Origin of the sequence: Aeromonas sp. 600724, assembly GCF_049175135.1 — a bacterium.
Lineage (GTDB): Bacteria > Pseudomonadota > Gammaproteobacteria > Enterobacterales > Aeromonadaceae > Aeromonas > Aeromonas veronii_A.
The window spans coordinates 67,957-80,241 of the sequence record NZ_JAAKUM010000005.1; the positions used below are offsets into that span (position 1 = coordinate 67,957).

General features: G+C 56.8%; 13 protein-coding genes. 7 read left to right on the forward strand and 6 right to left on the reverse strand.

The window, feature by feature from the left end:
- Positions 1–303 precede the first annotated feature (303 nt).
- The 5 genes from G5168_RS06255 to G5168_RS06275 all read right to left on the reverse strand — a co-directional run bounded on the left by G5168_RS06255 (position 304) and on the right by G5168_RS06275 (position 4,853).
- A complete protein-coding gene (locus tag G5168_RS06255) occupies positions 304–1,275 on the reverse strand; it encodes a MalM family protein (RefSeq protein ID WP_266134125.1) in 972 nt (323 codons plus the stop codon).
- Between the two features lie 91 nt (positions 1,276–1,366).
- Positions 1,367–2,686 (reverse strand): maltoporin, encoded by a 1,320-nt coding sequence (locus G5168_RS06260; RefSeq protein WP_302054505.1) that lies wholly within the window; start codon positions 2,684–2,686, stop codon positions 1,367–1,369.
- Positions 2,687–3,216: 530 nt separating this feature from the next.
- Positions 3,217–3,657: a flavodoxin gene (locus G5168_RS06265; protein ID WP_421251996.1), complete on the reverse strand. Its 441-nt coding sequence runs from the start codon at positions 3,655–3,657 to the stop codon at positions 3,217–3,219.
- Between the two features lie 90 nt (positions 3,658–3,747).
- Positions 3,748–4,521: a tRNA pseudouridine(65) synthase TruC gene (gene truC, locus G5168_RS06270; protein WP_019445213.1), complete on the reverse strand. Its 774-nt coding sequence runs from the start codon at positions 4,519–4,521 to the stop codon at positions 3,748–3,750.
- The gene (locus G5168_RS06275) at positions 4,518–4,853 is read right to left on the reverse strand and encodes a YqcC family protein (protein WP_005338596.1); all 336 of its coding nucleotides are present in this window, start codon (positions 4,851–4,853) and stop codon (positions 4,518–4,520) included. Before G5168_RS06275 ends, truC begins: the two co-directional genes overlap by 4 nt.
- A 276-nt stretch (positions 4,854–5,129) precedes the next feature.
- Between G5168_RS06275 and G5168_RS06280 the strand changes: the two genes are divergently transcribed.
- The 5 genes from G5168_RS06280 to G5168_RS06300 all read left to right on the forward strand — a co-directional run bounded on the left by G5168_RS06280 (position 5,130) and on the right by G5168_RS06300 (position 8,061).
- Positions 5,130–6,170: a DUF3549 family protein gene (locus tag G5168_RS06280; protein ID WP_421251997.1), complete on the forward strand. Its 1,041-nt coding sequence runs from the start codon at positions 5,130–5,132 to the stop codon at positions 6,168–6,170.
- A 111-nt stretch (positions 6,171–6,281) separates the two neighbouring features.
- Positions 6,282–6,581, forward strand: a complete 300-nt coding sequence (locus tag G5168_RS06285; RefSeq protein ID WP_100654341.1) for a DUF3301 domain-containing protein — start codon at positions 6,282–6,284, stop codon at positions 6,579–6,581.
- 74 nt (positions 6,582–6,655) lie between these two features.
- Positions 6,656–6,892, forward strand: a complete 237-nt coding sequence (locus tag G5168_RS06290; protein WP_139473975.1) for a DUF2789 family protein — start codon at positions 6,656–6,658, stop codon at positions 6,890–6,892.
- A gap of 83 nt (positions 6,893–6,975) precedes the next feature.
- Positions 6,976–7,272 (forward strand): hypothetical protein, encoded by a 297-nt coding sequence (locus G5168_RS06295; protein WP_064338557.1) that lies wholly within the window; start codon positions 6,976–6,978, stop codon positions 7,270–7,272.
- 3 nt (positions 7,273–7,275) lie between these two features.
- Positions 7,276–8,061, forward strand: a complete 786-nt coding sequence (locus G5168_RS06300) for a Zn-ribbon-containing protein (RefSeq protein WP_421251998.1) — start codon at positions 7,276–7,278, stop codon at positions 8,059–8,061.
- 92 nt (positions 8,062–8,153) lie between these two features.
- Here the strand turns inward: G5168_RS06300 and G5168_RS06305 are convergent, their stop codons facing one another.
- A complete protein-coding gene (locus tag G5168_RS06305) occupies positions 8,154–8,702 on the reverse strand; it encodes a SecY-interacting protein Syd (protein WP_421251999.1) in 549 nt (182 codons plus the stop codon).
- A 204-nt stretch (positions 8,703–8,906) separates the two neighbouring features.
- Here G5168_RS06305 and queF point away from each other — a divergent pair, with 204 nt between their 5' ends.
- Together queF and G5168_RS06315 are read left to right on the forward strand one after the other, a co-directional pair.
- Positions 8,907–9,755, forward strand: coding sequence for an NADPH-dependent 7-cyano-7-deazaguanine reductase QueF (gene queF, locus G5168_RS06310; RefSeq protein WP_421252000.1), 849 nt, complete (start codon positions 8,907–8,909; stop codon positions 9,753–9,755).
- Positions 9,756–9,932: 177 nt separating this feature from the next.
- Entirely contained in the window at positions 9,933–12,215 is a 2,283-nt protein-coding gene (locus G5168_RS06315; protein WP_421252001.1) for a hypothetical protein, read from the forward strand.
- Positions 12,216–12,285 lie beyond the last annotated feature (70 nt).

The window sequence follows — 12,285 nt, forward strand, 5'->3', positions numbered from 1 at the left end:
CGGGTCATAAATTGCTGCTTTCGAAGGCGGGGGAATATTGAATTTGGAGGGAAGATCACAACTTGTTTAGCGGCTAAAAAACACCTCTAATATAAGTTAATAATCCGCATTATCACTTTATTACAAAGACATATAAATAGCAGTTTCACTTTGTATTTTAATAATGCCAATTATACCGAACGGAAACCAATTGTAACTAAACGTAACAGCTTGATTTTTATTTATTACAGTCTACCGATTAAAAAGGCCTCCAACAAGGGAGGCCTCAACAAATATATCTGACCAGCAAACGGTCGTATTACTCTATTTTTGCGAGCGCTTGACCGCATCAATAAACACGCTTTTTGCCTTGGTTGAACCGGCCCGCTCGGCCTCGTTCACCAGCTTCATCGCCTTGTCGATATCCCCCGCCTTGACCGCTTTTTCGATCTGGCTCTGGTAGAAGGCTTCTGTTTCACTCAACATGGCAGGAGCAGGTTTGGCTGCGACCGCAGCTGTTGCAGTTGTGGTAACGGCTGCAGTCGTCGCTATCGCGGCAACCTGCTGACCCTGGCTCATGGCCACCTTATCGGCATATTCGGGTTTGAATACCGCTTCAAGACCACTTCCACGGGCCATATCTTTGACTTTGATCTGCACCAAACCCCAAGGAGAGTGCGGGATCACCGGATCCTTGATATCAGGCTCAACGGTACCATTAGCACGAGCAAACGCTTTTGATGGATGAAGGATTGTTGTGCTGCCAGAGAGTTGGTCCGCAGGCGCATAGACGATCATGTATGTTTCGCTGGCCGGGTTGCCAGGCATGCTGCGGTCAACAAAGAGACGCCCTTCGATACGGTCGTTATCGAGCAGGTGAGCAGGCTGATAACTGAATACAGACTCACCCAGTACGCGAGTCACCTTGAACTCGGCATCCAGCATAATGACTTTGGGCACCATCACGGTTTTGCTCACCTGTGATGCCAGGCTGATCGCCAGATTACCGGTGTTGGCCGGCAGGCGATAAGCCGCAAAGTAACTCATCCCCTCATCAAACTGAAAAGTGGGTTGCTTGCCATCGATGGCCAGCAAGGTCTCACCTTCAGGCAAGGGGGCATAACTGAAATCTTTAAACGCCACACAGCAGCTGGAGGCTTTGGCCAACGCTTGCTTGGCTTGATCTGCATCGCTCAAGATAGAGCCATGTTCTTGCAGAGGAACAACCATGTTGCCGGCACAACCGGTTAATAGCGCAGTGATTACGGCTGCAATAGACATCTTTACCCGTTTCATTTTTCTTATCTCCATAATCCGGTGGCCGTGATCCGGCGAAACAAAACTGCCCCCATAAGGGGGCAGTCACTAACTTAACTTAAACTTTTGCTTACCACCAAGCTTCTGCTTGCACACCAAACTGGTAGGTGTCTTTGGAGGTATTGCCTTCGAAGACTTTCTTGTCTTCGTCGTTAGCCAGGTAGGAGGCGAACACACGGATTTCCGGACGGGCCCAGAAGCTGGAACCAGCAGACCAGGCTTGAGCCAGGGTCAGCTTGTAGCCGGCATCTTTGTCTTCGCTGCCATTGGTGGACTTGTTGTTGTCCTTGAAGTAACCGCCTTCAAAGATGGTCTTGTTGAAGTCATCCCACTTGTACATCGGGCGAACAACAACAGACATGGTTTCCCACTTGTCGTTGCCGTCCCACATTTCGTTGCCTACACCGTAAACCAGCTGGTGACCCATCTCCCAGGAGTTGCCCATCGGAACAACGCCCCAGTTGATGATACGGAAACCGTCAGCACCGTCTTTGGCTTCAGCGCCGTACCAGGAACCATCGCCATAGAAAGCCATGGTCTTGGAGTAACCTTCGGTACCGTATTGCAGCACGGTTTTGTTGAAACCACCGAGGATGCCAGCGGTCAGTTCAGCAGTCAGCATCACGCCATCTTGCGGATTCTTTTTCAGTGCTTTCTGATCGTTGGTCTCATTGACCAGAGCATAGTCAACGCCCAGTTCCAAGGACGCATCGGTCCACAGCGGGATGCCGGCATAACGCAGATCCAAGGTGTTAACGTTCAGATCTTCATTCTTCTGATAGGTCGGGTTACCGTTGCCATCCACTCCGGTTTGGGTGTACTGGCCAAACACATCGGCAGCGCTGCGATCGTTGCGTACCCATGCGAAAGATACTTTACCCGGACCAGCCTGGATGCCTTCGATACCAGCACCGGCACCGGAGATGTTCCAGTAGTAGAAGTCGGAGATGTGGATGTCATGGCGTTGATAGTAACGCTTACCAGCCCACAGGGTTGCTTCAGGAGCAAAGTTCAGCAAGCCTTTGGCTTGTACGTTGAACTGACGCAGAGCGAAGTCGGAATCACCATTGCACTGCTTGGCATCGAAGTTACAAACAGTACCGGTACCTTCCCAGTCGTTTGAACCGTTGGAAGCCATGGCAAACATGGAATCAACATAGAAAGTCTTGCCATCTTTGTTGAATACTTCCTGACCCAGTTGCACTTCACCGTAGGTATCATTTTCGTTACCAAGACGGCCAACTTTATTGACGTTGTATTTAACCATGTCGCCGTCGCCGGAAACACCGACGCCGGAACGGAAATAACCGTGGAAATCTACGGCAAAGGCGGCTTGGGAAGCCAGGGCGGCAGTAACAGCTGCTGCAATCGGGAGCCACTTCATTTTCATTGTCATATTCCTTATTTCCCGCAGTGAGGAGTGTGATCCTGAATATTCAACTTCTTATCACCATGTAATCCTGTTGGTGATAACCGAGGTTGATTATAGGGAGCGTATTTCACGACAAATATGAAGCGACTCACAAAATGGCGACAAATCGCTCGGCAAACGATCCCCACAACAACAACAAGTAAAAAAGCCATCAACCGCGCAATTAAAATCCGAAAAACAAGAAAAACTCACAACAACAACAACCCTGAAAGCGTTATCATTAATTAATTCGCGATAGAACTAAAGTCATTATTTTACGTTCGAATGACAAAAACATGACTGAGATCGCTTTCAAGATGGAACTTTTATTTGGATGACGGGTCTGCGGTACGCGTGAAACCATTACGGCAATGGAATGCTAAAAGGGGAAAATACCCCTCCGCCATCAGGGGAAATATGCGTTGCAGAGTGAAATGGTTCTTGTGCAAATAACAATCCCCTGCTACTTAAGGCTCAGGGGATTGATATGGCTCTATTCAAGAGAATATTCAGGGCTGAATATCCCACTTTTTCAGCCAGCTGAGTGCCACCTGTTCGGGTTCATCGTGCACGGTGGCATCCAGCTCCAGCGGGGAAATCACTCGCGTGGCCCCCAACTCTTGCAGCAATCCGTCCAGCCGACGGCCCGCGCCACAAAAATGGTCATAGCTGCTGTCCCCCATGGCAATCAGGGCATAACGCAGTCCCTTGAGCCAGGGCGCCTTGTCAGCCAGCTCGCTGGCAAAGGGCTGCAGATTGGGAGGAATGTCCCCCTGCCCTGTGGTGGCACTGACCAGCAATAAAAAACGGCCGGGGTCGATGTCCACCAGCCGTGCTTCTTCGTGCAGGGTGCAGTAATGCCCCTTGCGTTCCAACTCATCTGCCAAGGTCTCGGCCACCAGCATGGCTGCGCCGTAGACAGTTCCTATCACGATATCGATCTGCGCCATTCTCCGCTCCCCGCGTGAGTCACTCTTTTGAGCAACTCTATCAGCAAGCTGGCGTCAGATGCCACCGGTTCAAGGCTGAGGATCAGGCGCTTAGTAGTCGCTCTCGCTGGCGGGCCAGCCCAGCTCGGCAAACAGGCGCAGCACATCCTGACCGAGCGGAGCCTGGATCCGCATCGGCACCTTGAGCACAGGATGGGTAAAGCTCAGGGTGCGGGCCACCAGCAGCAGCCGTTCGCAGCCAAAGTGCTCGCGAAAGAAACGGTTGTGGCGCCCATCCCCGTGGGTGGTATCCCCGACGATGGGGTGGAACAGGTGATCCATATGGCGGCGCAGCTGATGCTTGCGGCCGGTCTTCGGGAACAATCTGACCAGACTGTAACGACTGGTGGGGTGCTTCTTGGAGACCGCGTGGGGCAGCTCGACCTGATGCAGGCGCCGGAAGGTGGTGACGGCATCCTGCGCCGGGCGATCCGGGTTGCTCATGGCATCGGCAATCTTGTCCAGCTGCTCCTTGAGGGGATAGTCGATCACCCCCTGCTCGGGCGCCCAGCCGCGCACCAATGCCAGATACTCCTTGTGCACCTGACGCTGGGTAAAGGCTTCGGTCAGCGCGCGGGCAATCACCGGATCGAGCGCAAACAGCAGCACGCCTGAGGTGGGACGGTCGAGGCGATGCACCGGATAGACATGGCGACCGCCGATGAGATCCCGGGTCATCTGCATGGCAAAACGGGTCTCGCCCTTGTCGAGCCAGCTGCGGTGCACCAGCAGACCGGACGGCTTGTTGACCGCCACCAGCCACTCATCCTGATAGAGCAGGGTCAGCTTCAGGTCACTCTCTTCTCGAGTTTGCGCAGGCATCATTGTTCGATCACTTTGCCGGAAAGCAGCAGATCGAAGCGGGCGATCAGGCGCAGCAGCGCTTCTGCCTCGGCCAGATCTTCTTTGTAGACTTCGCTGGCCATGGGATAGAGGGAAACGCTAGTTGGCAGCGGAGCCTGCAACATCACCAGCTGCTCCATGCGCGGGATCAGCACGAACTGCAGCCACTGATCAAAGCTCAGGGTATCGACACAAAAAGGCAGGGTGCTTGCCAGGGCTTCGTCACCGGGATGGTCAGCTTGCCAGCGCTCAAGGCGCTGCAACTCGGCGGTGAGTTCCCCCAACAGGCCAGCTACCAGCAAATATTGATTCATCTCGCTCTCTTCCTTATAACCACAGATTGATCCGCCGACCCGACAGGGTCAGCCAGGATGCCGATACATTCAGTCACGTAGCACCGGCGGTTCAGCCAGCTCGTCGACATACACAGCAGCCAGCGCGGCCTACCGCCTTTAAAAAAGGGCGATACTATACACCTCCCCCCGCATGGCTGCCATGTTGATATCTGCCGCAGCGCACGTCTGCTGCCACTGGCTATCCTCGGCAAGGGCCTTATAATCGGCCCGCATCACCATTAGCCGGATCTCACCATGTCTGTGACGCCTACTGCCATCAATACCTTGACCGAATTTCTGACTCAGGCTGGCACCCAGTTCCAGCTGTTTGACATGGGCCGCCAGGTGCGGCCACTGGCAAGCGACACCTTTGTGCGCATCGAACAGCAGCAGGAGCCCTATCCCTGGCCGCTGCAACAGCACGCCTGGCTCGGTGTACACTTCTTCCAGCCAAGCGAGTCTCGCCACTACCTCTGGTTCCTCAAGTTTGCCCTCGATGAGCGCGGCCTGCTGATGTCAAACGGCCCCAAGCTGTTCATGGATCAGGTGGTGGAGACCCTGGGCTACAAGCTCACCGGCGATCTGGACGAGGAAAAAGCCCAGCGCTTGGCCGACAATCCCTACACCTTCCGCCCGGCGGAGGCAAAAATGGCCAGTCTGCATGCCAAGCTGGCGCGCCAGCTGGAGCAGGCCCCTTCCGCCTATTACGATGCCCTCTGCCACTATCTGGCCGCCCCCAACGACACTGGTTGGCAGACTCTGGGGCTGCAGGGCTTTGCCGATCTGGCCGAGCGGCTGCATGATGAACGCAATCTGGCGCTGATCTGCAAGGCGCTGCCCAAACTGCCGCAGGAACCGCTCTATGCCCTCTGCCAGAGCCTTGAAAACGCCCCGCTGCCGCCTGCAGTACAAGGGGCCCTGCTCGAGCGGATCGGCAAGGAGCAGGAGTGCGCCGCCCCCAACCCTGAGACCCTGGCCTACCTCTGCCGCGCCATGGCCTCCTGTCCCGGCAGCTCTTTGCGCACCAACAAGCTGCTGACCTTGCTGCAAACCCAGCCGAGCCCTGCGCTGCTGCTCGCCATCGCCGGCCGGCTCTGGCCCGATCTGAAAGATGCCAATCTGCTCAGCAACTATCTGGAACAACTGGCACTGCAACCGACCCAGTTCTTCAATCAGGTTTTTGCCGAGTTGGTCACTTTACCGGCCCTGCGCAATGATATGCTGGCCAGACTGCGCGACCCCGACCGCAGCGATGAGCTGGGCAAGGCCATCGGCCGTCTGTTTGCCTCGGCCTGATCCCTCGCCTCCCCCTCACGCCACTAGGCAACACGGCGGGAAATAGAAAAGGAGATCGGGAGTGCCGAGCAGGACTCCCGGTTATCGACATCACGATAAGGAAGCCCGCCTATGGGAGAGATGCTCGGAATTTTGTTGCTGATTGCGATTGCCGGCCTGTTCTGGCTGCAACGCCAACAGGCAGAAGTGGCCTGGCAATACATGCGCCGCTACTGCCAGCACCATGACCTGCAACTGCTGTCACTGGCTCGCCATCGGCGGGAGCTGGCCCGCAATCCCCTGCGGCTGCTGACCCACTATCAGTTTGAATTCTCCAGCGATGGCGAGAGCCACTATCAGGGCACCCTCAAGATGCAGGGGCTGCACATCGTAGGCGTTGATCTGCCACCCCATCGCATCCCCTCAGCCTGATCTCCAATCTCGTCTCTGCGCCCGATGGCTGTGCCTGTCTATAATCTCAGGGATTAAACAAAGGGAGAGACGAGATGGAACCCCTTGTCCACGATCTGCCAGCCCTGTTTGCCCAGCTCGGGATGGCCAACGACGAGCTGAGCTTGCACCGCTTTGTGCACGACCATCACCTCGACAATGAAACCCTGTTGCCGGAGGCCGATTTCTGGAACGCCGCCCAGGCAAGCTTTCTGCGCGATGCCCTGTGGAACGACTCCGACTGGTGTGAAGCGATCGACCAGCTCGATGTGATGTTGCGCCAGCCCCGCTAGCCGCCCGCCCCTTTCCTCCCCTGCCGGCTTTGGTTAAGATCCCGCCCCGATATCGATCCCTCCTTCTCACCCAGAGCATGCTTATGTCCGCCCACGAGATCATCCGAATTGCCAACGAGCTGGCCGCCAAGGGCCTAACGCCCACCACTGCCATGATCAAGGCCCGCCTCACCCAGCCCGTGCCGATGGCCGAGCTGCTGAAAGTGCTGAGCCAGTGGAAGCAGCAGCCCATCGCGACCGCCGAGAGTGAGCTCCTGCCAGAGGCCGAGCCCCAGCCAGCGCCGGAGCTCACCCTGCAGCAACTCGCCGAACAGCTCGCACGCATCGAACAGAAGGTGGATCGCCTGACCGACCTGCTCCTCCAGCAGGGGCAAGGCTGAACCATGTATATCGTCGAACTCTGCTTTGAGTGTTACCGCGATACCTCCCTTGGCGACGCCGAGCGGGCCATCGTCAACTACCTCGACATGCTGCGTTATCAGGGCCAGATCCTCGGGCGGGAGTTCCCCACCAGCATGCATGAGGGCTATTTCGTCAGTCGGGTGGTCTGCCCAGAGCAGGATAGCCTGCACCCCGACAACCAGAGCGAGCAGGTCAAACTGGCCGAGCAGCAGCTCAATCAGGCCGGGCTGCTGGCGCCCAAACTCCAGCTGCAGGGGGCGGATCTGCTCTCCGACAGCACAGATCCTTGCGGCCAGCAGGGCGAGCGGCCGAGCTGGATGCTGCTCTACACCAGCTTCCTGCACACCTGCTCGCCGCTGCGCTGTGGCGACCACTTCGCCCCCATTCCGCTCTACCAACTGCCCGCAGTCGCCAACGGCGATCAGAAACAGATCATCAAGTGGCAGGAGGATTGGGAGGCGTGCGATCAGTTGCAGATGAACGGCTCCATCGCCGAACATGCGGCGCTGCACGAAATCGGCGAAGTGGGCAGCCGCCTCTACCGGCGCGGCAGCGATCTGGCCAAACGGCTGGAAGTGCTGAGCGGCATCCCCACCTACTACTACCTCTATCGGGTGGGCGGGCTGAGCGCCGCCGAGGAGAAGGCGCACCCCTGCCCCAGCTGTGGCGGTGAGTGGGCGCTGACAGAGCCGCAGCACGAGATCTTCGACTTCAAGTGCGACAGCTGCCGTCTGGTCTCCAACCTCTCCTGGGATTTCAAGGATTAAGCGCGTTCCCTGTACGCGATGCCATAAAAAAGAGCCTTGCCGCATGGCAAGGCTCTTTTCGTTCCGATGGGTAACCTTGGCTCGAGCAGGTGCTATTGCGGCAACGTCTCAAGCCGTTCCAGAAACGCCGGCAAGGAGGGCGCCAACGTCAGACGGCGGCCGGAATCGAGCCACTCCAGCCACACCTGACCACTCTCGTTATCAAGGGAGATGAGCGTCATCTCGTTGCGGGTGGTGGCAATGAAGATGGAGGGGGTTCGTTTTAGCTTGCGCAGCATCAGCAGGTGGCCGATGAGGTTCTCCTTGAGCAGGTCGAGATCCGCGTCGTTCCACGGCAGGATCAGTTCAAGGCGCAGCCCCTTGAAAAGGCAGGGGATGGGGCGGCTTAACCAGTGCCCGAACAGTACAATGGCGCTCGGATGAATCGTCAGCTCGAGGGCATCGGCCATGGCTGTAAAATCGGCCGGCTCGGAGCGCTGGTGAGGGCGCCAGGCCACCCGGCCATCGGCGGGCTCACCAAGCTGGCAGGGGGAACGCCAGTCCGCCTCCCACTCGCACAGGGGCAGGCCTCGTCTGGCCTCGCCATCCCGTTGCCAGCGGGCAAAAAAGTGCTCCAGGGCAGACAAAACTTGATCCGACATCGAAAATCCCCACAATTGCTGGCAAAGTCCGCTATTGCACCACCAAACCCGGTAACAGACAAGGTTGCCAGCCGACCTAGTGACCCGGGAAACAGAACCCGGGATACAGAGAGGCCGACGCCCAAGCCAAGCGGCTGCAACCATCCGGCCCTGCAATGGCCCGTTTCATTCCACTCATCATGAGCACATTACGTGAGCAACCCTGTGAGCAAACAAGATAGATACGCCGGGGCCAGCGCCCTGACCGGCCTGAGCCTGGGCCAGCAATCCGATTACATTAGCCAGTACACCCCCTCCCTGCTGCAGCCGGTTCCACGTAGCCTGAACCGGGATGATCTCAAGCTGGGCGATGACCTGCCCTTTAGCGGTTGCGATGTCTGGACCCTCTATGAGCTCTCCTGGCTCAATGCCAAGGGCAAGCCGATGGTGGCGGTGGGTGAAGTGGCCATTCCGGCCACCAGTGCGAACCTGATCGAATCCAAATCCTTCAAGCTCTACCTCAACTCCTTCAACCAGACCCGTTGCGACTCTATCGAGGCAGTCGCCGCCATGCTGACCAAGGATCTGAGTGCCTGTGCCGGTGAGACCGTCAAGGTGACCCTGTTCCCCCTCGACAAGGCGCCGCACCAGATTGCCCTGCTGCCCGGCGAGTGCATTGATGAGCAGGATATCGAGGTAGACAATTACGAGTTTGATGCGTCCCTGCTGCAAGGGGCGGCCGCCAGCGAGCAGGTTGAAGAGACTCTGCACAGCCACCTGCTCAAATCCAACTGCCTGGTCACCAGCCAGCCCGACTGGGGCTCCGTGGTAATCCGCTACAAGGGGCCGAAACTCGATCGGGAGAAGCTGCTGCGCTACCTCATCTCGTTCCGCCAACACAACGAGTTCCACGAGCAGTGCATCGAGCGGATCTTTATCGACCTCAAGCACTATTGCCAGCCTGAGCAGTTGACCGTCTATGCACGCTATACCCGCCGCGGCGGCCTCGACATCAACCCGTTCCGCTCCGATTTCGAAGCCGTGCCAACCAACCTGCGTCTGATCCGTCAATAAGAGCAGACGTTGATAAAGGGCTTCCCGGTATCACACCCGAGCGCCCTGCTATCTCAACCCTGCTGGCGCCTTGATGCATCCGGCTACAAAGGAGCCTGAGCACACCATCAGTAAACGCTGGACTCGCAGGGGTGGGCTTGGATAACATGCCAACACCTCTGCGCCGTCCTTAATCCAATGAATCAACTGTTTTTTCTGGCTATGATGATGTCTTCTCTGTCCGCTCCAAATCTGGATCTGGACAAGGAGCAACTATCCCTGGATCTGCAACAGGCCCAATCACTGGTGCTGACCGACCCTGCCAGATGTGTTCAGATCACCTCCGCCTTTCTGACGCGTGCGGCCAATAATCCCCAGCAAATCATCAGTAATCGTCAGGAGTTCGGCTATCGCGAGCCTCTGCTCAGCTACAGCACCGTTTCGCAAACCATCGGAGCACACCTGCTTGAAGGGGAGTGCCGAATCCAGCTTGGCCAATATCAAGCTACCCAGCAAACCCTCGACAAGGCGATGGAGCTGGCGGAGAGAGAGCGCCAACCCGAACTCAAGGCCCACGCCCTCTATCTCAAAATCCGTAGCCAGGGGCTAAGGCAAGATGGCCAGAACAACAGCCGTATCCTGCTGGAACAATTGGACGAACAGCTGGCCCGTCCCGACCTCAAACAGAGCCAGTTACAGATCTATAGCCGCCTGCAACGCACCAGCTACGAGATTGAAAATCAGCATCTTGAAGACGCCAAGACCCATCTGGCGGATGCAAGGATCTGGGCTGCCAAAGCCACCAATCCTCTTGCCAGCGCCTGGGTCAGCGCCATCAGCGGCGACCTTTATCGTGTGCTGCAACAACCCCAGCTGGCATTGGGTGAATATATCGATGCTCAGCAGCAGGCCAAGAATCTCAACGACCCGCTCTTTCTCGGCTTGCTCTCCAACCAGATAGTCAAACTCTATCAGCAAGAGCAGGAGCCCCAGAAAGCGCTGCAATATGCCAATGAAGCGGCCAACTATTTTCACTCCATCGGCAATCCGTCACTGCTATGCGACTCACTTATCGTGCTGGCCCGACTCAACCGTGATCAGGGCGACCTCAATATGGCGCTGGTCTACTTCTTCAATGCGCTGGATTTGCTCGATGAGGGAAGCAGTCGGCCGCAGGCCTCTCTGCTCAAGTACGAGATAGGCAAAACCTATCTGCAAAGCGGTAACCTCTCGCTGGCCGGCAACTACCTCAATGCATCCCGGCAGTCCCACGAGTTGGGCGATGCCAAAGAGCCGCTGATCGATACCCTGCTGTTGCTCGGCGAGCTCTATCTGAAGAAGCAGGAGGCGGCCATCGCCATCCTGCAGCTGGAAAATGCCCGGGCACTGGCCAATCAGGTAGGCGACACTCGCCGCCAGTACGAAGTATTCCGCCTGTTGTCACTTGCGTATGAACAGAAGGGATACCTGCACCAAGCCCTCGACAGTTACAAGCGCTTCCATCGTTTGGGAGAAGAGGTTCGCCAGCAGGAAATTGATCAGGAGCAGGCTGCGATCCGCGACAACTATGTCCAGGTTGAACGGGTACAACACATCAAGGAGCTGGAGCAGCAGCTTAACAACAGCCAGCACCAGCAGGAGCGCTATCTCTGGTCGAGCATTACCACCAGCCTGCTGCTGGCGCTCTTCATCTACCTCTTCTTCACCCTCTGGCTCAAATTGCGTACCGCCCGTCTGCAACTGAAACGCACTGGCGAGGCCCTGCTGATCGAACCCCGTTCCGGACTTGCCAACTGGCAGCGGCTGATGAATCGCTGGCCACGAGAGATGGCAAAACGCCAGCTGAAATCGGAGCGCTGGTATCTGAGCGAAGAGCACAGCGAATTCGATGACAAGCTGCACTACCTGTTGTTCAGGGTGCCCTTTATGGTCAACACCCTCGAGCGCCACGGCTATCAGGTCAGCCGTGAAATCGAGCAGGCGTTCGGCATCTATATGGATACCCTGACCCCGCAAGATGGCCGTATCTATGACTTGCGGGAAGGGCACATGCTGTATGTGGTGCCACAGCGCCACGTGACCAACCTGCATCAACTTGCGGGAGACCTGCTAACCGCAATCGCCGCCTTCCCTTGCCAATACGAGCTTGATCGCCAGATAAGCCTGGGGATTGTCAGCCACCCCTTCCTGCCCAAGGCTGCGACCGCGCTCGATCACAATGGCCTGTTCGACCTCAGCTATCTCGCCCTTTCGGGAGCCATTCAGCTCAGTGAAAAATACCGGCAAAACGCCTGGTTGGAGCTCGCCGCCATCGATTGCCAGCAGGCTGCATTTTTTAATGGGGATGTGTGGCAATGCGGCTTGATGGCAATTGACAAGGGGCTGGTAAAAGTCAATTCTTCTCATGAAAAGCAATGGGTTAACTGGCCCAGCCTCGCAAGGATGCAAGCGGCTGAAGGCCAGCCGGCAAATAATAGATAACAGACGACACTCAACCTCGGGTTCGGCCACTGTTGCTATCCAACACCAAAAACAATAATGACAACAGGGC

Excerpts from the sequence above, each read along its gene's own strand:
- G5168_RS06255 (WP_266134125.1), bottom strand. The coding sequence starts at position 1,275 with ATGAAACGGGTAAAGATGTCTATTGCAGCCGTAATCACTGCGCTATTA.
- G5168_RS06260 (WP_302054505.1), bottom strand. The coding sequence starts at position 2,686 with ATGAAAATGAAGTGGCTCCCGATTGCAGCAGCTGTTACTGCCGCCCTG.
- G5168_RS06265 (WP_421251996.1), bottom strand. The coding sequence starts at position 3,657 with ATGGCGCAGATCGATATCGTGATAGGAACTGTCTACGGCGCAGCCATG.
- truC (WP_019445213.1), bottom strand. The coding sequence starts at position 4,521 with ATGATGCCTGCGCAAACTCGAGAAGAGAGTGACCTGAAGCTGACCCTG.
- G5168_RS06275 (WP_005338596.1), bottom strand. The coding sequence starts at position 4,853 with ATGAATCAATATTTGCTGGTAGCTGGCCTGTTGGGGGAACTCACCGCC.
- G5168_RS06280 (WP_421251997.1), top strand. The coding sequence starts at position 5,130 with ATGTCTGTGACGCCTACTGCCATCAATACCTTGACCGAATTTCTGACT.
- G5168_RS06285 (WP_100654341.1), top strand. The coding sequence starts at position 6,282 with ATGGGAGAGATGCTCGGAATTTTGTTGCTGATTGCGATTGCCGGCCTG.
- G5168_RS06290 (WP_139473975.1), top strand. The coding sequence starts at position 6,656 with ATGGAACCCCTTGTCCACGATCTGCCAGCCCTGTTTGCCCAGCTCGGG.
- G5168_RS06295 (WP_064338557.1), top strand. The coding sequence starts at position 6,976 with ATGTCCGCCCACGAGATCATCCGAATTGCCAACGAGCTGGCCGCCAAG.
- G5168_RS06300 (WP_421251998.1), top strand. The coding sequence starts at position 7,276 with ATGTATATCGTCGAACTCTGCTTTGAGTGTTACCGCGATACCTCCCTT.
- G5168_RS06305 (WP_421251999.1), bottom strand. The coding sequence starts at position 8,702 with ATGTCGGATCAAGTTTTGTCTGCCCTGGAGCACTTTTTTGCCCGCTGG.
- G5168_RS06315 (WP_421252001.1), top strand. The coding sequence starts at position 9,933 with ATGAATCAACTGTTTTTTCTGGCTATGATGATGTCTTCTCTGTCCGCT.